At 30.3% G+C, this 24385-nt stretch carries 23 protein-coding genes; 3 read left to right on the top strand and 20 right to left on the bottom strand.

The features are described from left to right. Positions 1 to 31: 31 nt before the first annotated feature. The 3 genes from IPM32_01575 to IPM32_01565 are packed head-to-tail and all read right to left on the bottom strand — an operon-like array spanning position 32 to position 3358. The gene (locus IPM32_01575) at positions 32 to 874 is read right to left on the bottom strand and encodes a hypothetical protein (protein ID MBK8943936.1); all 843 of its coding nucleotides are present in this window, start codon (positions 872 to 874) and stop codon (positions 32 to 34) included. 25 nt (positions 875 to 899) lie between these two features. Then, complete coding sequence (locus IPM32_01570) at positions 900 to 2081, bottom strand: cytochrome C (protein ID MBK8943935.1); 1182 nt, start codon at positions 2079 to 2081, stop codon at positions 900 to 902. Then, positions 2078 to 3358, bottom strand: coding sequence for a hypothetical protein (locus tag IPM32_01565; GenBank protein ID MBK8943934.1), 1281 nt, complete (start codon positions 3356 to 3358; stop codon positions 2078 to 2080). The genes IPM32_01570 and IPM32_01565 overlap by 4 nt, the downstream gene beginning before the upstream one ends. 264 nt (positions 3359 to 3622) lie before the next feature. On the opposite strand from IPM32_01565, the gene IPM32_01560 reads away from it, so the two are divergent. Continuing rightward, a complete protein-coding gene (locus IPM32_01560) occupies positions 3623 to 4297 on the top strand; it encodes an FMN-binding protein (GenBank protein ID MBK8943933.1) in 675 nt (224 codons plus the stop codon). Between the two features lie 69 nt (positions 4298 to 4366). Here the strand turns inward: IPM32_01560 and IPM32_01555 are convergent, their stop codons facing one another. From IPM32_01555 to IPM32_01515, 9 genes are all read right to left on the bottom strand, one after another. Next, positions 4367 to 6826, bottom strand: coding sequence for a cytochrome b/b6 domain-containing protein (locus IPM32_01555; GenBank protein ID MBK8943932.1), 2460 nt, complete (start codon positions 6824 to 6826; stop codon positions 4367 to 4369). A 147-nt stretch (positions 6827 to 6973) separates the two neighbouring features. After that, positions 6974 to 7813 (bottom strand): cytochrome b/b6 domain-containing protein, encoded by an 840-nt coding sequence (locus IPM32_01550; GenBank protein ID MBK8943931.1) that lies wholly within the window; start codon positions 7811 to 7813, stop codon positions 6974 to 6976. 16 nt (positions 7814 to 7829) lie between these two features. Next, the gene (locus tag IPM32_01545) at positions 7830 to 9764 is read right to left on the bottom strand and encodes a hypothetical protein (GenBank protein MBK8943930.1); all 1935 of its coding nucleotides are present in this window, start codon (positions 9762 to 9764) and stop codon (positions 7830 to 7832) included. Positions 9765 to 9875: 111 nt separating this feature from the next. After that, complete coding sequence (locus IPM32_01540; protein MBK8943929.1) at positions 9876 to 11024, bottom strand: response regulator; 1149 nt, start codon at positions 11022 to 11024, stop codon at positions 9876 to 9878. A 27-nt stretch (positions 11025 to 11051) separates the two neighbouring features. After that, positions 11052 to 11855: a response regulator gene (locus IPM32_01535; GenBank protein MBK8943928.1), complete on the bottom strand. Its 804-nt coding sequence runs from the start codon at positions 11853 to 11855 to the stop codon at positions 11052 to 11054. Then, positions 11855 to 13696, bottom strand: a complete 1842-nt coding sequence (locus IPM32_01530) for a HAMP domain-containing protein (protein ID MBK8943927.1) — start codon at positions 13694 to 13696, stop codon at positions 11855 to 11857. Before IPM32_01530 ends, IPM32_01535 begins: the two co-directional genes overlap by 1 nt. A 26-nt stretch (positions 13697 to 13722) precedes the next feature. Beyond that, complete coding sequence (locus tag IPM32_01525) at positions 13723 to 14838, bottom strand: hypothetical protein (GenBank protein ID MBK8943926.1); 1116 nt, start codon at positions 14836 to 14838, stop codon at positions 13723 to 13725. After that, complete coding sequence (gene hybB / locus IPM32_01520) at positions 14835 to 16079, bottom strand: Ni/Fe-hydrogenase cytochrome b subunit (GenBank protein MBK8943925.1); 1245 nt, start codon at positions 16077 to 16079, stop codon at positions 14835 to 14837. Before hybB ends, IPM32_01525 begins: the two co-directional genes overlap by 4 nt. After that, positions 16079 to 16978, bottom strand: a complete 900-nt coding sequence (locus IPM32_01515) for a 4Fe-4S dicluster domain-containing protein (GenBank protein ID MBK8943924.1) — start codon at positions 16976 to 16978, stop codon at positions 16079 to 16081. The genes hybB and IPM32_01515 overlap by 1 nt, the downstream gene beginning before the upstream one ends. 295 nt (positions 16979 to 17273) lie before the next feature. Between IPM32_01515 and IPM32_01510 the strand changes: the two genes are divergently transcribed. Next, entirely contained in the window at positions 17274 to 19313 is a 2040-nt protein-coding gene (locus IPM32_01510) for a bifunctional 3-deoxy-7-phosphoheptulonate synthase/chorismate mutase (protein ID MBK8943923.1), read from the top strand. Between the two features lie 107 nt (positions 19314 to 19420). On the opposite strand, the gene IPM32_01505 is transcribed toward IPM32_01510, so the two are convergent. The 5 genes from IPM32_01505 to IPM32_01485 all read right to left on the bottom strand — a co-directional run bounded on the left by IPM32_01505 (position 19421) and on the right by IPM32_01485 (position 21802). Next, positions 19421 to 19954, bottom strand: coding sequence for a DUF481 domain-containing protein (locus IPM32_01505; GenBank protein ID MBK8943922.1), 534 nt, complete (start codon positions 19952 to 19954; stop codon positions 19421 to 19423). Then, complete coding sequence (locus tag IPM32_01500) at positions 19947 to 20429, bottom strand: GNAT family N-acetyltransferase (GenBank protein ID MBK8943921.1); 483 nt, start codon at positions 20427 to 20429, stop codon at positions 19947 to 19949. Before IPM32_01500 ends, IPM32_01505 begins: the two co-directional genes overlap by 8 nt. A gap of 260 nt (positions 20430 to 20689) precedes the next feature. Beyond that, positions 20690 to 20920, bottom strand: a complete 231-nt coding sequence (locus tag IPM32_01495; protein MBK8943920.1) for a hypothetical protein — start codon at positions 20918 to 20920, stop codon at positions 20690 to 20692. Between the two features lie 323 nt (positions 20921 to 21243). Next, positions 21244 to 21621: a VOC family protein gene (locus tag IPM32_01490; GenBank protein ID MBK8943919.1), complete on the bottom strand. Its 378-nt coding sequence runs from the start codon at positions 21619 to 21621 to the stop codon at positions 21244 to 21246. Further along, positions 21611 to 21802 carry a DUF2892 domain-containing protein gene (locus tag IPM32_01485; protein MBK8943918.1) on the bottom strand — a complete coding sequence of 64 codons (192 nt, stop codon included), beginning with the start codon at positions 21800 to 21802 and terminating at the stop codon, positions 21611 to 21613. The genes IPM32_01490 and IPM32_01485 overlap by 11 nt, the downstream gene beginning before the upstream one ends. A gap of 113 nt (positions 21803 to 21915) precedes the next feature. On the opposite strand from IPM32_01485, the gene IPM32_01480 reads away from it, so the two are divergent. Beyond that, a complete protein-coding gene (locus IPM32_01480; GenBank protein ID MBK8943917.1) occupies positions 21916 to 22539 on the top strand; it encodes a hypothetical protein in 624 nt (207 codons plus the stop codon). A gap of 1 nt (position 22540) precedes the next feature. Here IPM32_01480 and IPM32_01475 read toward each other — a convergent pair whose 3' ends face one another. The 3 genes from IPM32_01475 to IPM32_01465 are packed head-to-tail and all read right to left on the bottom strand — an operon-like array spanning position 22541 to position 24355. Beyond that, complete coding sequence (locus IPM32_01475; GenBank protein ID MBK8943916.1) at positions 22541 to 22966, bottom strand: hypothetical protein; 426 nt, start codon at positions 22964 to 22966, stop codon at positions 22541 to 22543. Positions 22967 to 23017: 51 nt separating this feature from the next. After that, on the bottom strand, positions 23018 to 23791 hold the full coding sequence (locus IPM32_01470; protein ID MBK8943915.1) for an AMP nucleosidase: 774 nt from the start codon (positions 23789 to 23791) through the stop codon (positions 23018 to 23020). 12 nt (positions 23792 to 23803) lie between these two features. Continuing rightward, positions 23804 to 24355 carry a phosphatase PAP2 family protein gene (locus IPM32_01465; GenBank protein MBK8943914.1) on the bottom strand — a complete coding sequence of 184 codons (552 nt, stop codon included), beginning with the start codon at positions 24353 to 24355 and terminating at the stop codon, positions 23804 to 23806. Between the last annotated feature and the right edge of the window lie 30 nt (positions 24356 to 24385).

The raw sequence follows: 24385 nt of genomic DNA, 5'->3' as shown, positions 1-24385 counted from the left end.
TGCCTTTTAAAAAATTATTTATTAATGGCTTTTAATTTAAATTCTTTTCGCCGTTTGCATGAGTAAATTTGTTTAAAGTTCCATCTTCATTAAAAGCTGAAGGATGACAATTATTACTTGCACAAGTTTCTGCATTTGGGTCGGTTCCTTCAAGTAAATGTCCTCTTGGCGGAAGAAGATGGCAAGTTCCGCACGCAGCTTGAGTTCCATCAACTTGATTCCATTTAGGAGTAAAATTCTCACCGGTTATTACATCTGCTTTATAAATAAATGCAAAATCCGGATCAACATCAGCTTTATTAAATTCAAAATTTCCATGGCAATAATTATTTTCGCAAGTTAAATTAGTAAAACTATAACCGGAAATTGACATTTCTGCCGGCAATCCATCTATATGAGCTTTAACAAAATCTCCATTTCCAACATTTGATGGATGACAGGTGAAACAAGAATATCCATTGCTCAAATCACTTTCGTAAACGTGAGATGAATGTGCGCCAACACCTTTGCTTGATGTTTCATAATTATTTGAAATATCTGTCGGAGGTGCAATTTTTGTTTCATCTGCAAAAACACCATGGCAAGTGTTACAAGCTTCAGGTCCGGCACTACTTGAATGACAGTCAAGACAGCTTACATTTACTGTCCCACCGGAATAATTAGCACCGTGACATTTTTGACATTGAACTAAATCCCAATTTGTAGATTGAAGTTTAAAACTGTGAAAATCTTCAGAACCCAATTTCCCAAATCCTTCCGGATGAACACCTTCTAAAATTGGAGTTTGCGTAATGTCATCTTGAACTTCACTACAATTAAAAAAAGTGAAAGTCATTAAACCGATAAACAATATTGATAAAATTTTATTTTTCATCTTCTTACCAAAATTTTGAAGTTAATTAATCTGCATTTGCTCCATGGCAATAACCACAGAATCCAACACCAGCTGTATTTGAATTAGAATGACAATCAAAACAAATTGATGCACCGTCTGAATGCCAATCTCCTTCATTATCCTTCATAAATCCAGTAGCATGTGTTTTGGGATTCGTTCCTTTTACACCATCCGGATCCGAATGACAAACTACACAATTTGCATCTGCGCCTTGCGTATCATGGCAAGAAGCACATCTTTCAATATCTCTTTTCGCAAGAATTGCATGTTCAGAACCGGGAGTTAAACCAGTAACAAAATTTGGTTTTGTATGGGATAAAGGAATAATTCCGTTCATTGCAAAATCTCCATTTTCGGAATCATGACACTCTGCACAAAATGTTTCTGTTTGGTGACAAGTTTGGCAGTTATCGGTTTTTCCTTTTGCATCAATTCCGTGTGTAAATCTGAAATTCAAATCGTGGACACGAGTAATAACTTGCTGCTTTGTTCCATTGACATATTTATGAGGAGAATAAGGTGTATAAAAATCATTGTTTAAATTTGTTTCATCAATTCCAATCGTTGCAACATGACAATCTTCACAAAATGTTTCTTGGCTATGGCACATTTCGCAATTATTAGTATTGAATTTATGATTTTTGAAAAAGCCAACTTGCTGATGATTTTCCGGAATTAAGTTAACGGTTGAAATATGGCATTGTTCACAATTGTTTGATGCAATCGAAATATCATTATGACAAGTAAAACATTTTTCCATTGAAGGATTTGCTCCAGCACTTTCAAAACTATAATTTACTTCCATTATTCCGGTGTGGCAATCTTCGCATTTCATTGATTGATCTGCTAAGTGAAATTTGTGATTGAACATTAATTCTGAAGTTTTTGGTTCCAATGTTTCAAAAACTCCATCATAATGACACATTGCACAATTTTCTTCGTCTTCGACATCATGACAAGCAGCACATTCAGCTTTTGCGGGAAGCAAGCTTTCGCCCAAATTTATGCTTTCTGCTACATTAACATGACAATCAGCACACTCTGCATTTCCATCATGAACACTGTGAGAAAATTTTATTATTGATTGATTTCTAGTTTTAACTTCATCAGATGAAGAAAAACTTGTAAAACCAAAGTAAAGGATTGAAGCCAATCCCACAATTGTATAAACGTATTTTAGTTTCATAATAAGTCTAAATTTGTATTGAACCAATAGTTTATTTTGAAAAATAATCTTAAATCATTTTTATAAATTTTATTATCAGAAAATTGTCCTTGTAAATCAAATGAAAGAGTTTGCCAAGGTTTTACATTTACTCCGGCCAAAGCTGAAATTATATTATTTGCTTCATCATCTTCAGAAAGTTTGTAATTTGTGTATGCTAATCCGATTGAAGGAGTAATCATTCCTTTACAAAATGTTCTTGCAGAATAAGCTGAAATTGAACTTAATTCTCCGGCATATCCAAAAGTTTGTCGGTAACTTAATCCGCCGTATATTGAATTTACTCCAAGTGTAAATCTTTGAGAATTATCATCTTTGTATTCAACATTTCCAAATTTTCCGAAAACTGAAAAATCTGAATTGATTTTATAATCAGCGCCGGCTTCAATTTCGTGAGTATTTCCAAAATCGAAAACAGCAAAAATCGAATTATATCTAATTTGAGGAGCGCGGTAATTATAATATAGATTCAAACCAAGCTTTTCTGTTGCAGAATATCTACCGTTTAATTCTGCTCTAGATAAAGCCATGTAATTAAAATCATAATTAACTCTAGCATTTGCTTCAACAAAACCAAAATATGAAACTACTGCAGAACCATATCGGAATTGGTTGGATTTGTTTTCAATCAAAACTGTAATTGGATTTAAATTTACATCTAATCTTTGTGTTTCATAATCTAAAGGTTTGAAATTTTTATCAACATAAGAGAGTGAAATTTTAGTATTTCCCAACCCTTTGTAACTTATTTCGCCGCCAAAAATATTGTTGTTTTTTAAATCTTCAGTAAGTTTTAATTCTTGATATGCTGGAACATTTCCGCCAAAATATCCGCTGACTGTAAAATCACTAACGTCAACTTTCAAATTTGCTCCGTCAAAAAGTCCACCGGCAACTTGATTAAATATTGGTTGCCTTCCCAATTTTAAGGTGGCAACATCAAACAATTTTCTTGCTTCAAAGTAAAGATTATACAATCTTAATTTTGGATCATTCTCAAGTGCATTGCTGAAATTAGTTTCAAAATTTAATCTGGATTTTAGAGAATAATTTCCTTCATTGATATTAAGAGTTAGAGTTTCATAAGCTCTAAGGAACATTTCACTTTCATCAATTGATTGCGCTCTTTCAAATGCGTAAACGGAAGAAGAAATCTTTCCATTAATATTTTGAGCGGATACAAATCCAGTAACCAAGAGCAATGAAAATGCAAAATAGATAAGTGTTTTTAATTTCATTTAGATCTCTATTTTCTTACTGTTAAAAATTTTCAAATTTGTTAAAGACTGTTAAATATGTATCTAAAACTTAAACAATTATTTTACAATTGTTAATTAATTGGAACTTTAATATGTAATTTATGTAAAAAAGATAATAATATCCTAAGAAAATTTAAAGCAATTTGTGTATAATTTTTTATTATTTTTTAATTATAAAATATGTTAAAATTGCGCAATTAAATTTTTGTATTGAATTTTTTAATTAATCAAACTGAGGTAAAAATGAAAAAATCTTTTTTAATGAATTTTATTATAATATTATTTTTTGTTGCCGGTAATTTACTTGCACAATATACTCCTGGAACCTATAAAGGATCGGCAATTGGCAGAGCAGATAATGAACATGATGGACTAGTTGAAGTAGAAGTTACAGTTTCTGAATCTAAAATTGAAAATATAAAAGTTTTAACATATCATCAAAGTGTTGATCATAAAAAATATGGTGCATTAGTTACTGAAGCTCAAACAAAAATTCCTGCACAAATTGTTGAAAAACAATCTATTGAAACTGATGCTATTACTGATGCTACAATGGCAACAAATGCAATTAATTTAGCTGTTGCAAAAGCTTTAGCTCAAGCTACCGGATCAAAATATGTTCCGGGAACTTATAAAGGATCTGCATTTGGAAGAAGTGATAAAGAACATGATGGTATGATAGAAGTTGAAGTTACAGTTTCCGATTCCAAAATTGAAAAAATCGATGTTCTTAAATACAACCAGAGTGTTGATCATAAAAAATACGGTGCTCCTGTAACTGAAGTGAAAAATAAAGTTCCAACTCAAGTTGTAGAAAAACAAAATTTAGATGTAGATGTTGTTACAGATGCAACATTTGCAACTGTTGCTCTTGATTTAGCTGTTGCAAAAGCTTTAGAAAAAGCCCGCAAAAAATAAAACTTAGAAACGATTTAAAATTAAAAAGGCATCAAATTATTGATGCCTTTTTTTAGTTTATTTTAATTCTTAAACATACTTTTTAACAATTTTTTCAGTTTCTTCTTCGTACCATAATCTTAACTCAAGATCTTTGTTTAATTCGCCTTGAATTATATTTTCTATCTCATAACCGTTCTTATCAAGAGTTTCTTTAAATAGTTTAGTATAATTTGTTAATTTTTTACGCGGATGTTTTTCATAATTATACTCAAACCATTCTAATACAATTCTCTTAAAATGATTTTCATGATGATGGCGATAATGTTCCAAAGTCATTTTTCCATCAGCCCAAACAAAACTCATGGGATATTCTGAAGGTCTGTAAATAACAAAGAACCAATGCCAAACTAAAATTGCAAGTGAAGCTAGAATCGCTTCCATAAAATGAATAATTTCACTTACTTTTATCAACCAAATTGGAGCCCAATCGCCAACCATTGTAGGGAACCATAAAATCAATCCCGTTACAGCCATAACAAAAGTTCCCCAAATTAATGCCCAGTACTCAGCTTTTTCTGCATAATCATATTGATTAAATTCCGGATGTTTTTTCGTTAATCTTAAATAATATGAAATGCTATCTCTTAAATCAGTAATATCTTTGAAAGTTGGTAATAATTCTTTTAGAACATCTCTTCCGCGAGCTGTAAAAGCAAGATAAATAACATGATATAAACTTAATACAATCATTAATACTGCAGAAACTCTATGAGTATATTGCCTTACGGTTTCGCTCATTCCTAAAGTATGAAGTCCTTCAGCCCAAAAACTGTTTGGATATTTTAAAGCAAATCCGGTAATTGCCAATACAATAAAGGATGTTGCTAATAAAATATGTTGAACAACTTCATTTCTCGTAAATCTCGGCATTCTAATTGCATTTTTTTCTTTCTTTCGTTTTTTTCTTGTTTCATACAAAAATATAAGTAAGTTATGAACAAACATTCCGCCGATTACAGCAATTATTAACCAGAAATAAATATTGCTTACTAAATTTTCTATTGATCTAGCGCTTTCAGATTCGGTTTTATGCGAATAACTTTTACTAAAAACTTCTGTTGCATCGGTATGACATTTCTGACAAGTTTTTGTTACGTTTTCCGGATTTGTTGAAGCTTGCGGATTACTGCTTGGTAAAATACTATGAACATTATGGCAATCAATACACAATGCTGCATCTTTATCTCCACGGATTGCAGCTAAACCATGATAACTACTTAAATATTCTTCAACTTGATTTCCTACTTTCCCATATTTTTTTGCAACTCTAGAACCTTCATGGCAGCCAATACACGTTTCTTGCTGCATTAGAAGTCTGTTTGCTTCTCTTCCTTTTGAACTAATTTCTTCAATATTATGTTCGTTATGGCAGTCGTTGCAAACCGGTGCATCTTTTATTCCTCGTTGAACTCTAAACCAATGAACAGAATTTTTATATTCTTTTACTTCTTTTTCATGACAGCTTTCACAAGTATTCGGAATATTTAATGCAGAAATTTGAGAACCAGCTTGAACTCTATTTTTAATATCATGTACACCGTGACAAGTTGAACAATTTGCCGCATCTGAATCTCCGGCAATTACATTTTTTCCGTGAACCGATAGAGAATACATTCTTCCCGGGCGTACAACACTCATTGCGAATTTCTTCTCAAAATTCGGGTCATCATGACATTTTCCACAAGTAGTTGCTAAATTTTTTGGGAATACTTTGCTTTTGGGATCATCAACTTTTAATATATCATGTGAGCCGTGGCAACTGTAACAATTAGCTGCTTCGCCAATTCCTTCTACTAATTTTATTCCATGAATGCTTTGGGTATGTTCTTGAGCAATTTTAATATGGCATGTTTCGCATGAAGCGGATTTTGCCATATCAAGATCAGCTTTATGATCAGTTAAATTTGCTGCAGCAAAAGTATGGCAATCGGCACAAGAAATATTTTTATGAACAGAATTTTCTAACGCAAGAGTTTGATTTTCCATATCTTGATGGCATTCTGCACAAGCGTCATTATTTACATATACTTTATTATGAAATCCTTCTGCACTTTTTTCATCATTATGACAATCTGAACAAAAATATTTTGATTTGTCTGAAATTAAATTTATTGGTTTTGCATTATGATAAGAATGGCAAGAGAGACAAGTTGGAATTTTTTTATCTTTTGCCAATCTAATATGAATATCATTTTTTGTTTGTTCCGAAATATTATTATGGCAGTTTGCGCAATCAACTCTATAAATATTTTTTCCTTCCTTATGAGGAATATCGTAAACATCAAATCCTTTGTGGCAATCAATGCATGAAACATTTTTATGCGCTGAAACATCAAAATTCTTTTCATCAACAAATAAGGAAATTTCTTTATTATTCCTAAATCCAGTAAGATCCTTATCACTATGGCAATCGATACATTCTGAATTGGTTTGTGAAAAAATGATTTGCGAGAAAAATATTGTAAACAAAATTATATATGATTTCATATCGAAACTTGATTTGTGAATTGATAAATTTTAGGATTTTTTTAGTTAAAAAGATTATTATATCCTTTTCTAAAATATTCAGAAATTCTTACTTTGTCAAACTTGAAAGTTAATTGATGTTCGAAATAAAATTTGCAAAAATTTAACTTATTTATATAGAAAAATCATTGCGTAAATAATCATTATTATAATTGAAAAACCGATTATTAAAGCAGTATAACCAAAAATTTTTGAGGCTTTTACTAACCAATATTGTGGTGGATCAACTAAATATTTCTCTAATTCCGAATTTGCAATCATTTCATAATATTGTCTTGGTCTATCTTCTTTAAATTCTTCCAAAGACATACTTCCGGTAAAAATTGTTGTATCAATTGGAAATTTATCCGGTCTGAAATGTGTATTAAAAAAGTGAACAGTGAAAATAAATCCTACGGCAAGCAATGCTTCATCACTGTGAATAATCGTTGCTACATTAATAATCCATCCGGGAATTCCAAGACTTGTGAAAAACTCTGGAAACCATAAAATTAATCCGCTGATTCCAATTACAGCAACACCCCAAAAAACTGCAAAATAATCAAACTTTTCCCAATATGTCCATCTTCCATATTCTGGTCTTGGAGCTTTGCCAATAAACCACTTAATTGTTTGAACAAATTCTTTCCAATCACGCTTGTTGAACATCATCGAATTTTCGCCGGAAAGTAAATAGCGGAAGGATTTTATTTTACTTTTTTTGAATAAATAAAAAATATGAATTCCGAAATATAAAAATGTGATTGTTGCTCCTAAACGATGAATAAATCCTGTAACTTGATATCCGCCGAGTAGGGAAGAAAGAGCTTGGAAAATTCCAACATCTGCAAATTTTATTATCATTCCAGTAATTGCAAGTGAAATAAAACTTATGATTATCAGTAAATGAGTAAATCTTAAAATTGGAGGAAATCTTTGAAAATGTTTTTCACTGTTTATTTCGTTCACAATTTACCTGTAAATTTTATTTAATTCTTTTGTTGATTTTTTTATCTCGCTTTTCTTTTAATGCTCTTGGAATCCAAAGTAATGTATGTAATCCAAAAAATGTAAAAGTGGAAACAAGTAAAATTGTCATTGCCCAAAATGTATAAAATAAGAAAGGATATTTTTCCGGATCATGATGTGTTGCATGAGTTAAATATCCAACAAATTTATGATTGGAATTTGGGTGACAACTTCTGCAAGTTTCAACAACATTTGTTCTGCTTAAAGTAGAATTAGGATTTTCCGGCGGAAGAATATTGTGCGAGCCGTGACAATCATAACATTTTGCCGCACCAACTTCACCAAGTTTAGAAACTTTACCGTGAAAAGTATCAAAATATGTTTTTGTAACTTCTTCGTGGCATTTTCCGCATTGATCTATTATTCCTTGCCTAAAATCACTTCTTTCAACTCTTTCAATTGAGTGAGATTTATGGCAATCAAAACACGTTGGAAGTTTTTTATTAGTTTTTGTTACGGATTTGCTATGAACACTTTTCTCAAATAATTCATAAATTCCATAGTGACATTGCGAACAAGTTTTTACAATATTCAATTCATTTATTGATGAACGCGGGTCTGATGATGGAAGCTCTTTATGACTTGTATGACAATCAGTACAAATTGCAGTTACAATTAATCCACTTTTAACTAAACCTTTACCGTGAATACTCATTTGATAACTTTCTACAATTTTTCTCGTTTTTCCATCAATTCGTTTTGCAGCTTTTTCTCCTTCCCGATGACATTTTGCACAAAGTTCTGGAATATTTTTTCTAAAAGTTCTTGAAAGCGGATCAGCTTTGCTTTTTGTATAATGTTTTTCATGACAATCTGTGCAATATGGAGCATCTGCATTATTCTTTGAAAAAAGTTGTCCGTGATAACTTATTTGATAATCATTTACTTGTTCTGCATGACAAGATGCACAATCGACCGGTCCACTATCCAAACAAACCGGATTTTTCGAAACATTAATATTTGTATGACATTTTATGCATGAACTTTCTTTATGTTCAGAATTTTTAAAATCTTCATAATTAACAAATAAGGAAATTTGTTCACCGTGATATTCTTTATATAAATTTTTATTGATATGACAAGACATGCAATAATTATCTGTATATTTTTCATCATAGATAACCCTTCTTACATTATGCGGCTGATGGCAATCCACGCATGCCGGAATTTTATTCGGTTCAGTTTCCCACAATTTTCCTTCAATAACTTTAACGTGAACAGCTTCAATTTGAGCATGACAATTTCTGCATGTATTTGCAATTTTATTTCTATTAATAGAAGAATTTGGATCTTGATGCGGAAGAATATTATGTGAGGAATGGCAATCATTACAAACTGCAGTTACAATTAAACCTCTTTTAAATAACCCATCACCGTGAATTGATTCCGAATAATTTTCCAGAATATGTTTTTGATCAATATCTTTTAATTCCGAAACTTTTGTTCCATCTTTATGACAATTTCCACAAAGCTGTGGAATATTCATTTTATATGTTTTTGAATTAGGATTTTTACTACTAAGAATATTGTGTTTATTATGACAAGTTGCGCAATTTGGTGCTAAATATTTTCCTTTCCTTAAAGCAATTCCATGTAAACTTTTTTCATACTGATCAACAATTTCATTGTGGCATTTTGAGCAATCAACTTTAGAAATATTTAAACCTTCTTTATGAGGTATATTTTCCGGATCAAAATCAACATGGCAGTCAATACATTCAACATTTGGATGAATAGATTTTTCTAAAATTGTTTTATCAACATATAAAGAAATTATTTTTGCATTCTTTTTTGAAGTTAAATCTTTATCGCTGTGGCAGTCCAAACATACATCGGATGTTTGCGAAAAGAATATTGAAGAACTTATTAATAGTAAAATTATAACAAACACAAAGTAACCCAGTTAGTTACAAAATGGATTATAATCTTTATAAATGTAAAAGAATACCTAACTCTAAAACAAGTTATTAAGATTAATCCATTTTGTCAACTGGACTAACTTTTAAGCAGTAAAAAATTTTGCAACAATTTTGTCAAAATCAAAATCATTTAATTCAGCAACTTCACCTTTAAATATCGAATCTTTCTTTTCCTCGGTATCGTTTTTTAATTTGGAAATTTCATCCATATATTTTTCAATATCTTCTTGATAAAGTGTAACCGCAGAATTTCCAATTTTTAAATTCGTAATTTCATTGTCTAAATGATCTGCATCGATTGAGCAAATCCAATTATTTTCATAAGGTGAAATTTCAAGTGATTCAATATTTTCCTTCAAATTATCATTTATTTGTTTTACGCTTCCGGTAATTGGCGAATTAAAAATTACTTTTCTATTTCCTTGTTTGATACTGAAAAGCGGCTGATTTGCAGTAATTTTCATCCCAAGATTAGGAAAGTTTATATCATCAATTTTGCCCAATATTTTTTTTGCAAAATCATCAATTCCCACTTTAGCTTTACCGTCTTGATCAATTGCAAGCCAGCAATGATTTTTAGAAACAAAAACTCCACCGGGAATTGCAAATTCTCCAGAATTAAAATATTCACTTCCAGTTAGATGTGAAATATGAACTTGAGGACGAAGAGTTTTTTTAATTCTATCCAATCTTTTAATTAATGATTTTTTTACAAATTCCAAAAGTTCATCTTCGGTAAAAGGTTTTTGTACATAATCCATTGCTCCGAATTTCATTACTTCAACTGCACTTTCTACTGTTGCATAACCGGTAATAATTACAACGTCAATATCCGGTCTTAAATGTTTTACACCTTTTGCAACATCAACTCCATCCATTGATGGCATTTTCAAATCTGTAAAAACAAAATCATAGTGATTTATTTGAACTAAGTGAAGAGCCTCTTGTCCGGTTTCAACGGTATCAACTGCATATCCATCAAGAACAAGAATTTTTCTAAAACTGGAAAGTATAATTTCTTCATCATCAACACAAAGAATTTTGGCTTTTGGATTTTCAACTTCTGCTCTTTTTAAAGTTTTAGCTTCTTTAGAGTAATCTAAATTTAAACTAACTTCTAAAACTTTTTCGCGCTCAGTTCTAATTTTATTTTCTTGAACCCGCTTAATTATGTAACGAATTAAAATATCCGCTATTACAAAAATTATTACAGCTAAAATAAAAAGTGCCATTTTATCTCCCGTTTATTTTTAATATCACTAAAAATCCGAACTGCACGGCGTTAAATTTGAAAGTTCATTATCAATATTATTTGGTATAATTCTGTAAAGCCATCCATCGAAATAAGGATCTTTTTCCAATAAATTTTTTATTTCAAAAATTTGATTATTTATTTCAATAATCTTTCCACTTACTGGCGATAGCAATTGATGAACAAGTTCTTTATTATCAACAATTTTTGCACAAACCCCGCCTTGGTAAATTGTCTCTTCCATTTTCATTAATTCAAGCAGCTGAACTGAGTTTATTGATTTTAGAAATAAATCGGTAACACCAATTTTTATTGTTCCCTCCGATGAATAACTTAACCAACTATCATGCCCAAGTCTGTAGTATTTTGTTGGACATGGCACATAAGTAATAATATCATTTGAAGAAGATTTGCTTAACTTAAACTTATCTTTAAAAAGTTTTTGATATACAAGTCCGCGTGTAACCAAACTTATGAGTTCATCAATTGTAAATGGTTTTGGAATAAAACCAATTGCGCCATCGTACAAAACTCTAACTGCGTTTTCAAGTGTTGAAAAACCGGTTGTAATAATTACGGGTGTTGGAATTCTTTTTTGATTTAAAATTTGTAAAAGTTGAAATCCATCTTTCCCCGGCATCATTATATCACTTATAATCAATCGGTATTTTTCTTTTTCCAATTTTTCCAAAGCTTCATCTACATCAAGACAAGCATCAGAAGTTAAATTTTCTAAAGTGACAATTTTTTGAATTGCATCAAGAATAACTTTTTCATCATCAATAACTAATATATCTTTTGAATATTCCATTATACTTCCGGTAAATGAATTTTAAATGTTGTACCTTTTCCCACTTCACTATCAACTGAAATTTTTCCTCTGTGATTATCAACAATTCCCCAAATTACAGAAAGACCAAGTCCGGTACCTTTTTGTCCTTTTGTAGAAAAGAACGGATCAAAAATTTTATCCATATCATTTTTGTCAATCCCGCAACCAGAATCAGCTATTACAATTTCGACATAATTATGATCGCCACTTTCATCAATAAATTCCCACTTTTGCCAATTGCATCCGTATTTTGTGCAGCCTTTTAAAATTCCTTGTTCGGGAATCATTAATTTGTAAATTGGTGCATCGCAATTTGGACCAATTTCAGTTTCATCTAAAAGTGAAATTCCACATTCTGGACAAGATAATTTCACAATTTCATTTTTATTAAATTGTATACCGTAATGATGATTATGATTGCCATAAATTGGGTCAAGGTGAATAAAACCTTCATTATTTCCGGATTTAGCTTTTAACTTAATTGAAGGTCTTCCGTTAATTTTATGTTCTTCATCTATTAGGTCATGACCTTTTGGACACAATGCTTTTCTAATTTGAGTAATTCCATAAGGGGAAAGTTTTATTTGACTTGTTTTAATTGAAATAACTCCGCCTTTACTTCCGATTGCATCAATGGCATTTACAATTAAGTTAAGAATCACTTGTTGAATTTGATTTGAATCTCCGGAAATTTCTGGAATGGTTGAATCATAATCTTTTTTCAGTTCAACATGATTTATTTTTAATTGATTTACAACAATTGTTAACGCATTTTCTATTACCGAATTAATTTCAACCTTTCCTCTTTTAGGCGTTGATTGTCGAGAAAAATCCAAAAGTCCTTTTACAATTTCTCTGCTTCTTTTAGTTTCGCGAACAATAACTTCAAGATCGGCTTTCATTTCCGGATTATCTTTAACTCGGTTTAATAAAAAACTGCTGTAAGTTAAAACCCCGGTTAATGGATTATTTATTTCGTGAGCAACACCGGCAGCAAGTTTACCGATTGAAGCCATTTTATCAGATTGGAATAATTGCATTCTCATTTCAGAAATCTTCTTTGTCATATTATCAAACGAATTTGCAAGTCTTCCAAGTTCATCTTTTCTTTTTGAATCAATTCTGTAATTTAAATTTCCAACTGCAACATAATTTGTTGCTTCAACCAAATTTCTTACCGGTTTTTGAATTAAATTCTTAACCAACATTCTTACAATTGTGGCTAATATTAATGTTGCAACAATTGCAAAAAGAATTACATTCATTGTACTGTTTTGTGTTAAATGATCAACTTCATAAAGTGAAACGGAAATATCCAAAACACCCAAAACAGTTTTATCTTCTGGATGAGCATGGCACTCAGCCTCCCAACAACTTTTTTCATTATAAATTGGATTAATAATTCCCAATATTCTTGATGAATCCGGATCAACTCTAAAAATTCTTGTTCTTTCTTTTATTGATAATTTTTGAAGAGGCTGATCTTTTGCATGGCATGCGTAACAACTTTCTGCATTTTTATCAACCATATCTCCAATTTCTTTTTCTTCTGTTGAATAAATAATTTCGCCTTCTTTATTCAACACTCTAATATTTCTGATACTTTTTTCCTCACCAATTCTATTAATAATATTGTGAATGTGATCTCTTCTATTTGAGAGCATATCAAAACGAGTACTGTGCCTAATTGTTTCACTTAACTGATTTGCATGTCTTTCAACTTCAGAAATTAAATTATCTGATTGTGATGTTATGCTGAAATATGCAAAAGTTGCAAGAATCAATATTACTGTTATTGAAACAGCTAATATCAGTCGCATTCCAATTTTATTAAATAGAAAAACTTTCATTTTATTTTTTCTCCAGGCAAATCATCTGGATAACTAACATCATCGTGACATTCATCGCAAGTCGGTTTTACTGTATAATTATTTTTTGCATGACAATTTTCGCAATAAAATTCAATGTGGATATCATCTAATTTTAATCCGGTAATATTATGATCAAAAACTCCATCATTATTTTTATGGCAATAAACACAATCTGGTTTTAATCCAGTGAATTTATTTTTTTCTTTGTGGCATTGACTGCAATCGGAAATGTTATGATAACCCACTAAAGCAAATCCGGTTTTTAATTTATGATCAAAAGGTTTGGCTTCTGAATTTTGATGACATTGATTGCAAGTTTTTTGATTATCAGTATTATGACAGCTTGTGCATCTTGAATGTTTATCAACTTTTTTATCAGCAATAAATTTTTCCTTTTTATTATGACAGCTTGCACAACTTTCTTGAGTATGACATGAGTTACAATCCAATCCAAAAAGAGAAGAATGATCATTATGAAAATAAGTTACAAATTTTCCTTCTTTGGCTTTTGTTTCATAAACAATTTTTGCTGGAATTGTAATTTTAGGATGAACATTTTCAGCACTTTTTACCTTTTTAGATTCGGATTTTTCAGTATTCAATAAATGGCAACTTTTACATTCTGTCTTTTCTTCCCACGTTGAATGACAACCAATACATTGGCGGTGAAATGCCGCTTTCAAATCCGGTGTACTTACATCTGTTCTTTTTCTATCGGTTTCGTGACAAGTTACACATTTTACGATTTTTCCGGGCGGATTAAAATGATGGCAAGAAACGCAACCTCCAGACATAAGAGACATTTCCGAATGTAACTTGTGCGAAAATTTTACTGGTTTATATAAATCTTTTTCAACTTTTATTTCCGTTAAAAATATTTCATCTGGACCTTCTTCCGGTGAATGTCTAATTATATCTGATTTATTTCTTGGGCAAGCAATTAAGCATGGATTTGCTTTTGTCGGAGTATCACAAATATGACATTTTTTACAATCAACATCCATTTGAGCATGTGTTTTTAAATTTGTGATTTGTCCAAATGAAGTTGACGAAACGATGAGAAGAAAAATATATAATTTAATTATTTTCATTTTGCAACTCCGCGAATAGCATATTTTGTTTTAATATTTGCTTTTGTTGAAGGTATACTTATTACCGGAAATATCATTACAAAAAGTCTATACATTAAAATTTCAATCGCTACAAATCCTAGTGTAACAGAAATTTCACCTATTGATGGGAAGTATGATTCAACTGCATAAGGCGGATTATATGCGGTTACGAAATTGTTAAATCTATTCATTACAACGCCAAAAATTACAAGCATTGATGCGATGAATAATCCGGTTGGAGATTTTCTAACTTCAGGAGATAAAAACATTCTTAATGGAACTATTACACCAATTATAATTTCAATTCCAAACATTATACTAATGAAATTTATTTCTGCTAAATAAACAAATGTTTCTCTTATAACCATATCTCCAATTTTACCGATTAGATAAATACCAAGTAATGGAGCAATAAATTTTGATAAACTTGATAAAACTTCAGTTTCCGGTTTTAATCCAAATGATCTTGATGCGCTTAATGATTCTGCAATTACCATTGGAAATCCCACGGAAAATGCACTCAATAAAAATAGCAAAGGAAGAATTGGAGTTTGCCACAATGGATGCATTTTGGGTCCGGCTATAATCATTAAAGTTCCTAATGAAGATTGATGCAGACATGAAAGTACAACTCCGGCAATTATAAATACAAACATTGTTTTACTAAGTCCTCTATCAAGAGCTCGTAATAATCGATCAATAAATTTATTAAATCTGCTTAAAAATCCGGGAAGATTAACTTTGCCGATGAATCTTTCAGTAACAATCGGAAGGAATTCAATATATAAAACAGTTACATAAATCATTACACAAATGCCGACTTCAAATAAAGCTGAATTTCCATTCCACATAACTAAAGGATGCCAAATATAATACCATCGACCAATATCTACAAAAACACCGGTTGCAACAAAAGTATATCCCAACATGGCAGTAAGCAATGCGGGACGAATTACAGTTTCATATTTATCTCTATGCATTATGTGACCAAGAGCTGCAGTAGTAAATCCGCCAGCAGCTAATGCAACTCCAGCCGCAACATCCAGTCCAATCCAAATTCCCCACGGAAATTGATCATTTAAATTTGTTACAGATCCAATTCCGAAGAAAAACCTTCCAAGAAGAAAAATTATTCCGTTTAGTGCAATAACCGATAAAACAATAACTCCCGGTGTGAAAAACTTTTTACTAATAGGAGTTGGTAAATGTAAATGACTCATTATGTATTCTCCTTTTTAGTTTCTCTATCTTTACTTAACCACATAATTCCACCAAGTAAAGCATATACTGCAATTGGCGGAACAAAATATGCAAACAATCCATGTTGAATTGATTCTGAAACTCCGGGGGCCGGGTTATTTCCTAATTTTGGAAATACAGAACTAACTAAATCTTTTTGCGCAATATATAACCAAGATGTTCCCCCTACTTCGTATTCGCCAAAAATGTGATCATAATATCTATCCGGATAATTTTTAATTCTTCGCTTTGCTTCTAAAATTAAGTCTTCTCTTTTTCCGTAAGTCATAGCTTCAACCGGACAAATTTCAATACATGCCGGAAGTTTACCGACTTTTGTCCTTTCATAACAAAAATCACATTTTGCAATTTTTGGATCGAGAGCTTTTTCATATTCAAATGCTGGAACTTGAAATGGGCAAGCAACCATACAATATCTGCAACCAATACATTTATCAGTATCCCATATTACGGAACCATTTTCAACTTTGGAAAATGCTCCAACAATACATGCAGATACGCAAGCTGGATGATCGCAATGCATGCATTGTAATTTAATTGTTGCGGGAGTTTCTTCAGCAAAATATTGATTTACAACGGTCAAACTTTTTGCAGAAGGTCTTCTGTTAGTTTCAAAAGTTTTGTCATTTTGATAATCTTCATAATTGCCTTGTTCAATATCATGAGCACCTTTACACGCCCATTCACATTTTCTGCAGCCAATGCAGACTGTAGTATCAACAAGTACACCTTTTCTTTCAGTACTTAAAAGATTTTCCGGCGCTGCAATATTTTTTTTTGGAGTTACGGCCGAAAGTGCAGTTCCTCCAGCTCCAATAGCAGCTATAGTTTTAAAAAAGTCTCTTCTGTTTTGTGACATTGGCTCAACCCTATTTATTTTCTAAAATCGATTTAAATATCCTATTTAGTTTTATAGTTCACAAAAAAATAGAACTTTGTTAGTTGAAATTTCATAAAATAATTCAAAACAATTTAATAAGACTACAGAATCATTTTATCAAGTTTTATGTTTTATATTCGTAAATATATAAAAATAATATAATAAGATAAACATGACTTATATTAAATAGTTATAAATCACAATCTTTATAACTTTATTACGTTCAATAAATTTCGTACTTTCACTAACCAAAATTTTAAAATATGTGAGTAAAATGGAAGAATCAAAAAAACTGGAAAATTTACGCAAAAAAATAAATAATCTTGATAACGATCTTTTACAATTACTTGCCGAAAGAAGAAAATTAAGCACGGAAGTTGTAGAATCCAAAATTGAATCTGATCAGCCGATTAGAGATTTGGAAAGGGAAACTGAATTGCTTTCACGAATAATAAATTCCGGTAAAAAAATTGGCTTAGATTCCCATTATGTTTCGAAAATATTCTATGATATTATTGATGATTCTGTCCGTTTGCAGCAAAATCATTTTCAAAAATCTCTGTTTGATAACGGAACCGATGTAATTAGAATTGCAATTCAAGGAATTGACGGCTCTTACAGTTCAATGGCTGCAAAAAAGTTTTTCGCACAATTTAATAAGGAAATTATTTTTATCAGCAAAGAAAGATTTGATGAAGTTGCTTTGGAAGTTGAAGAGGGAAGAGCTGATTTTGCAATGCTTCCAATTGAAAATACAACTTCAGGCGGAATTAATGAAGTTTATGATTTATTGCTTCACACAAAATTATCAATTATCGGAGAAGAAAAATTTCAAGTTAAACATTGTTTAGTTGGCTCAGAAAACACAACTTTAGGAAAACTTGAATTAATTTTTGCTCATTATCAAGCTGCTGCACAATGCAATAAATTTTTAGCAACAATTCCGAATGTTAAAATTCAATATTTTGCTGATACTGCGCTTTCCGCAAAAAAAATTAAGGATGAAGGAAAAGTTGAATTTGGTGCAATTGCAAGTGAAGAAGCCGCAAATTTTTTCAATCTAAAAATTCTTCAAAGAGATATTGCTAATCAACCGGAAAATTTTACTCGATTCTTAGTTTGCTCAAGAAAATCTCAATTAATTGATCCAAGAATTCCGGCAAAAACTTCCTTGGTAATGGCAACTGCGCATACTGCCGGTTCACTTTTAAAGGCTTTAGCGGTTTTCAGCAAATTTGATGTAAATATTGAAAAATTGGAATCGCGTCCAATAATTGGAAATCCATGGGAAGAAATGTTTTACTTGGATTTTGAAGGAAATATTCAAGACGAAAAAATTAAATTATTGTTGGATGATTTAGGAATTCATACAAGATTTCTAAAAGTTTTGGGTTGTTACCCAACAAAAGAAATTGGAAAAGCCGCACTTGATTTTCTTGCTGCATCTGCCGGAAAAACCGAAGATCAGAAAAAAGTTGAGCCGGTTCAAAATGCGGAAAAACCAAAAAAAACTTCTAAACCTAAAAGTTACAAACTCGCAAGCAGAGATTATAAAGCTGAAGATACAATTATTAAAGTTAATGATATAGCAATTGGCGGAAATAATTTTATTGTAATCGGCGGACCTTGTTCTGTTGAATCTCATGATCAAATTTTTCAATGTGCACAATTTGCAAAAGAACACGGAACCCAAGTTTTGCGCGGCGGATGTTTTAAACCGAGAACATCACCATATAGTTTTCAAGGAATGGGTTTTGAGGGTTTAAATGAATTGAAAAGTGCCGGAAAAAAATATGATATGCCTATAATTACCGAAGTTTTGTCTTCCGAGCAAGTTGCTAACGTTGCTTTGCAATCTGACATTGTGCAAATTGGCGCAAGAAATATGCAAAATTTTGCATTGCTGAAAGAAGTCGGAAGAATTCACCGACCAGTAATGCTGAAAAGGGGAATGATGTCATCGCTTGATGAATTATTAAATGCTGCAGAATATATTTTAGCTCACGGAAACCGACAAGTAATTTTATGCGAGCGTGGAATTAGAACTTTTGAAACTGCAACAAGAAATACCTTGGATTTAAGCGCAATTCCGTTTTTGAAAGAACTTACGCACTTGCCGATTATTGTTGATCCTTCTCATGCAATTGGAGTAAGAGATAAAGTTGCTCCTTTGGCTAAAGCCGCAAAAGTTGTTGGCGCTCATGGAATTATGATTGAGTTTCATCCGGATCCGGATAAAGCCCTAAGCGATGGTGAACAATCATTAACTTTTGAGCAATATGGAACTTTGATGAAAGAACTTTACGAGTTATAAAATTCTTAGAAAAATTTTACTGGAATGTCATTCCGAATTTATTTCGGAATCTAAAAATTATATTTTAGATGCTGAAACAAGTTCAGCATGACAAAGATGGTGAATTTTTATAAATCTAAATTATAAGAATAATTCAGAAGGAATAAAGTATAACTCGAATTTGTATTTGTAAACGTCATTCCGTAATCAAAATTAAAACCAAGTTTTGATTGTGGATTTATTTGGTAAGCAAAATTTAGACTTAGTAACAATCCCAAATTCCAAGTATTAATATCACTGAAAGATCTGTCATTCAAATAAATTAAACCTAATCCTTCACTAATATAAAAATTTTCATTCGGATTTTGAAATAACAAAACAGAAGTTCCAACGGAATAAAAGTATGAGAAATATTCTATTCTTGACTTTCCAGGAAGAAATTTTTCTAACTTTTGTGCTGCAGAAAAATGAAACTGAATTTTATCAAAATAAATTAATGGCGATTGAAATTCATAAAATACTTTTCCGCCAAAAACTGTCTGCGCCGGAAAATTTCCCATAAATGAACCTAAACCAATTCCCGCACCAATTTCATTATTTTGTGCAGTTAGTTTAATAAAAAATAAAAAAATGATGATTACTTTTATTTTCATACTAATCATTAGCAAATTCCAAAAGTGAATTTCCGGTTAATCTTGTTAAAATCCATTCTGTTTTTAATTCTGCACCTATTTTTTTGTAAAATTCAATTGCAGGAATATTCCAATCCAAAACCGACCATTCAAATCTTCCGCAATTTCTTTCAACGGCAAGTTTAGCTAAAAATTGCAGCATTTGTTTTCCCAATCCATTTCTTCTATATTCTTCAAGCACAAATAAATCTTCTAAATAAATACCTTTCTTTGCTAAAAATGTTGAGTAATTATGAAAGAAAAGTGCAAACGCAACGGGAGTTTCATTAAAATATCCAAGAATTACTTCCGCATTACTTTTTTCATCAAACAAAGTTTTTTTTAGTTCTTTTTCAGTTGCAATTACTTGATGAGATAATTTTTCATATTCTGCTAATCTTTTAATAAAATCTAAAATTATTGGAATATCTCTTTCTTCGGCAAATTTAATTTTCAAGTTTTCCATAATTATAATATTTTAATCCAAATTAGAAAAGTTATTTACACAAATGTAATTAAACTGATGCTAATTATTTTCTGTTTAATTACAAATTTAGATAAATTATTTATTAAAGTTTGATGGGATTGATTTTAAGTTTTAGATGAATTTTTGAAACAATTTTTCGCTGGAAAATTTATGAATATCCCTTGTTGGTTTTATTCCAAAAAATAGAAATGAAAAGAAGTTAAAAAAGTTTAAATTTCCCCAAAATATTGTTTATTTTTTTAACCGAACCAATTTTCCGGAGAATCCATAAAAATACTTCTTTTTGTTTCAATCGATTTTGCCCTTAAAAAACTACTTGTAAATTTTGGTCTTGTTTCTTCAATGGGGGATATTTTTGCAATTGGAACATCAGATTTTGTGATAATAATTTCATCCCCGTGAATTACCATATCCATAATTTTGGGCAAATTTTTTTGGATTGATGAAATATTTAATTGTTGTTGATGCATTTTAGACTGATATAATGTATTATTTTAGAAAAATAATTTGAAAGATTACTTTATATATGTAAGGATAAATTATAATAAAATCAAGGATAAAATTACTCTGAATTGTAAAAAGTCAATATTTTTTTACAATTTTACTTATTTAATATGAAAATTGTGATTTAATAAAAAAAAACAATCAAAGATACAAGGTCTTATAAAGACATTCATTTTTTAAGTACTTTAAAAATGATAATAAATTTAATTACAATTTTTGGAATGAATTTTAAAATTTAGCAAACTAAAATAATTTTAAAAATAGGATACGGAAACTTAATTAATTAATATCAGTTATTTTCAGAATATAAAGCAGCAACTGCACCGGAAGGATCTTCAATAATACAATATTTAGCTGTGTTGCCATAATTTCTAATTTCGGAAATCAGTTTGCCACCCAATTTCAAACATTCATCCACACTTTTTTGAATATTTTCAACTGTAATATAAATTAACCATTGATTCGGTAAATTTTTATTTGCACCAAGTTTATGACAAATTCCGCTAATTGGTTCATTATTGGGAGATAACATGAGGTAATCATTGTAATCTCCCATGGAAACATTATCAAAATTCCAACCGGCAACTTTAGAGTAAAAATCTCTAATTTTGTCTGCATCCGGAGTTGTTAAATCAACCCAGCCAATTTTACCAATATTATTTTTCACTCTTAAACGTATTTTTCTTTAATGGAATATAAGCCGGACAAAAACCAACAAGTGCAGTTGTAATTAAAATTACACCAATTAAACCAAGCCAAAAACTTGAAGCTAAAAAACTAGCAATAAGTAAAATTGCACCAATTATTAGTCGGATATTCTTATCATTTCCGCCAACATTTTTTTCCATAATTTCACCTTTAGTTTAATTAAACATTGTGATTGAAGAATTCTATTAATTGTAACATTTTTTATTCGATTATACAAATAGAAAAATTAGATAGATTTTAAATTGAGGAAGAAATGAATCACAGTGAAATTAAGAAAAGCGTAAATAATTTATTTGATAATGTAGATAATTTTATAACGGATTTAAAACTTAAAAGTTCGGAAGAAATTTTGAACGGTAGTATTGTTGAAGCGCAAAAATTAATTTCTAAAATTCTACCCTATCAAAATTTTTATGATAAATTAAAAGATGCCAGACAAGCATTTTATGAAATAGAATTAATTTCGGAATCCAAAAAAGAAAACAAGAACGAAAATAAAAAAGCTCAAATAGAAGTTCTTCAAAATGAAGTTCTTGAAGATGAAATTTTTGAAGAAGATTTAGAAAAGGATTTTGAAGAAGTTTCAGTAACTGCGCAAAATAATTTTAGAATTCCAATTTTAAAATCTCTAATTTTTTTAGGCGGAAGTTCTGAAGAAACCGAAGTTATTGATTTTGTAAAAAGAGATATGCGCAATAAATTGACAAGTGCAGATTTTGAAAAACCGGAAGGCGAAGCAAATGAAAGATGGCTTACAAATTTATATTTTGAAACTGCAACAATGATTGATGAAGGATTATTAATGCACGAGTCATCCAACAAAAAATGGGAAATTGCTCAAAAAGGAATTGATTATTTAGGGAAGTATGCAAAATAAATTATTTAAATTCTGCTAGAAGAATTTTTCCGGAAACATTTACAAAAGAAAAAGAAATATTAAGTTTTTGATCGCTGCTTTTAAAAATTACATTTAAAATTCCGCCGTTAAAGTTATTAATATTAGAAGATCTATATCCGCTAAATTCATAAGAATCGCTTAAATCAATGTAAGCTTTAATTTTTTTGCATTGTCTTTTTACAGATTTTAATTCATCATTTACAGAAGCATTATAACTTCTTTTTTCGTTAACTTTTTCATAAAGAATTAAATTTGATGCATTATTGTAATCTTCATTTACACTTAAATCAAAAATTTTAGAAAGTAAAATTTTTGCATCTGCTTCAGAAACTTGTGCAATAGATAAATTATATCCGGTAAGTAAAAAGAAAATTATCAAATTTATTTTTGTAAAAATATTTTTCATCATTTCTCCAAAATCTATTATTTATATAACAAAAATATTCACAAAAAGTTTCTAAAAAGTAAAATGCTTAATTGTTTCACCTTTTGCTTCAATATCAGACATTGCTTCAATTCCAATTTGAAGATGAATATCAACAAAGTTCTTTGTAACAATTAAATCTGATTCCTCAGTTTTAACACCTTCCGGTAACATTGGTAAATCCGAAACTAAAAGTAATGCTCCGCGTACAATCTGATTTGCGTATCCGGCAATAAAAATTGTAGCAGTTTCCATATCAATTCCGATTGTTCCTAATTTTTTAAGATAATCTTTAAAGTTATCATCCCATTCCCAAACTCTTCTATTTGAAGTATAAACTACACCGGTTCTATATTCTAAATTTCTTGCAACAATTTTATCAGAAACAAATTTATGTAATTTAAATGATGGCAAAGCCGGAACTTCCGGAGGCATATATTCATTGCTTGTTCCATCACCTCTAATTGCAGCAGTGGGTAATATAAAATGGCCAAGCTCAGTTGATTTTTTTAATCCTCCACATTTACCTAAAAATAAAATTCCTTTTGGTTCTTTTGCAATTAATAAATCCATAATAGTTGCTGCATTTGCGGAACCAATTCCGAAATTTATAATTGATAATCCCGCTGAATTTGTTGCAGCTTGCATTGGTCTGCCTTCGCCGTTTATATCGCAATTAAATTGCTCGGCAAATTTTGAAACATAATTATTAAAGTTAGTAAGTAAAAAATATTCGCCAAAATTATCTAATTTAGTTCCGGTATAACGTGGGAGCCAATTTTTTGCAATATCAAGTTTTGTTTTCATAATTTGGTAAAATTAATTTTTGATAAATTTCTTTTCAATGGATTTTACAATAACAGAAAATAATAAACCAATAATAATTCCAATAATTGCTCCGCCCAAAATATCTGAAGGATAATGAACGCCAACATAAGGTCTTGATAATGCCATTAATACAGCAATCGTGAATAAAATCCATTTAAATTTTGGATATAATTTATAGAAAAATGTTGCTACGGCAAAATTATTTACGGCATGAGATGAAGGAAAAGAAAAGGACTTTGTGTTATTAATTAGCAAATTAACATTTTCCAGTGAATTGCTTGGTCTAATTCTATCAAAAAAATTTTTAAGGAAATTACTGCTTATTTGATCAGAAATAATTATTAAAAATATAACTGAAATTGCCGCAATTTTACCTTTTTTCCCTCCGTTAAAAAAAAGAATAAACCATAAAAATATGTAAGCAATAATCCAATTTTTTACTTGGGTAATAAATGGAAAAAATTTATCGAAAATAGGATTGGAAATTGTTTGGTTTATGAAATAAAAGATTTCCAAATCAATTGAGTAAAAAAATTCTGTCATATGTTTAAGTAAATGTGATTTAAATCATGC

Source organism: Ignavibacteriota bacterium (genome assembly GCA_016716225.1).
GTDB lineage: Bacteria > Bacteroidota > Ignavibacteria > Ignavibacteriales > Melioribacteraceae.
The sequence above is the reverse complement of the archived record's forward strand: the minus strand, read 5'-3'. Positions and strand labels throughout refer to the sequence as shown.

Excerpts from the sequence above, each read along its gene's own strand:
- IPM32_01575 (MBK8943936.1), bottom strand. The coding sequence starts at position 874 with ATGAAAAATAAAATTTTATCAATATTGTTTATCGGTTTAATGACTTTC.
- IPM32_01570 (MBK8943935.1), bottom strand. The coding sequence starts at position 2,081 with ATGAAACTAAAATACGTTTATACAATTGTGGGATTGGCTTCAATCCTT.
- IPM32_01565 (MBK8943934.1), bottom strand. The coding sequence starts at position 3,358 with ATGAAATTAAAAACACTTATCTATTTTGCATTTTCATTGCTCTTGGTT.
- IPM32_01560 (MBK8943933.1), top strand. The coding sequence starts at position 3,623 with ATGAAAAAATCTTTTTTAATGAATTTTATTATAATATTATTTTTTGTT.
- IPM32_01555 (MBK8943932.1), bottom strand. The coding sequence starts at position 6,826 with ATGAAATCATATATAATTTTGTTTACAATATTTTTCTCGCAAATCATT.
- IPM32_01540 (MBK8943929.1), bottom strand. The coding sequence starts at position 11,024 with ATGGCACTTTTTATTTTAGCTGTAATAATTTTTGTAATAGCGGATATT.
- IPM32_01535 (MBK8943928.1), bottom strand. The coding sequence starts at position 11,855 with ATGGAATATTCAAAAGATATATTAGTTATTGATGATGAAAAAGTTATT.
- IPM32_01530 (MBK8943927.1), bottom strand. The coding sequence starts at position 13,696 with ATGCGACTGATATTAGCTGTTTCAATAACAGTAATATTGATTCTTGCA.
- IPM32_01525 (MBK8943926.1), bottom strand. The coding sequence starts at position 14,838 with ATGAAAATAATTAAATTATATATTTTTCTTCTCATCGTTTCGTCAACT.
- hybB (MBK8943925.1), bottom strand. The coding sequence starts at position 16,079 with ATGAGTCATTTACATTTACCAACTCCTATTAGTAAAAAGTTTTTCACA.
- IPM32_01515 (MBK8943924.1), bottom strand. The coding sequence starts at position 16,978 with ATGTCACAAAACAGAAGAGACTTTTTTAAAACTATAGCTGCTATTGGA.
- IPM32_01510 (MBK8943923.1), top strand. The coding sequence starts at position 17,274 with ATGGAAGAATCAAAAAAACTGGAAAATTTACGCAAAAAAATAAATAAT.
- IPM32_01505 (MBK8943922.1), bottom strand. The coding sequence starts at position 19,954 with ATGATTAGTATGAAAATAAAAGTAATCATCATTTTTTTATTTTTTATT.
- IPM32_01500 (MBK8943921.1), bottom strand. The coding sequence starts at position 20,429 with ATGGAAAACTTGAAAATTAAATTTGCCGAAGAAAGAGATATTCCAATA.
- IPM32_01495 (MBK8943920.1), bottom strand. The coding sequence starts at position 20,920 with ATGCATCAACAACAATTAAATATTTCATCAATCCAAAAAAATTTGCCC.
- IPM32_01485 (MBK8943918.1), bottom strand. The coding sequence starts at position 21,802 with ATGGAAAAAAATGTTGGCGGAAATGATAAGAATATCCGACTAATAATT.
- IPM32_01480 (MBK8943917.1), top strand. The coding sequence starts at position 21,916 with ATGAATCACAGTGAAATTAAGAAAAGCGTAAATAATTTATTTGATAAT.
- IPM32_01475 (MBK8943916.1), bottom strand. The coding sequence starts at position 22,966 with ATGAAAAATATTTTTACAAAAATAAATTTGATAATTTTCTTTTTACTT.
- IPM32_01470 (MBK8943915.1), bottom strand. The coding sequence starts at position 23,791 with ATGAAAACAAAACTTGATATTGCAAAAAATTGGCTCCCACGTTATACC.
- IPM32_01465 (MBK8943914.1), bottom strand. The coding sequence starts at position 24,355 with ATGACAGAATTTTTTTACTCAATTGATTTGGAAATCTTTTATTTCATA.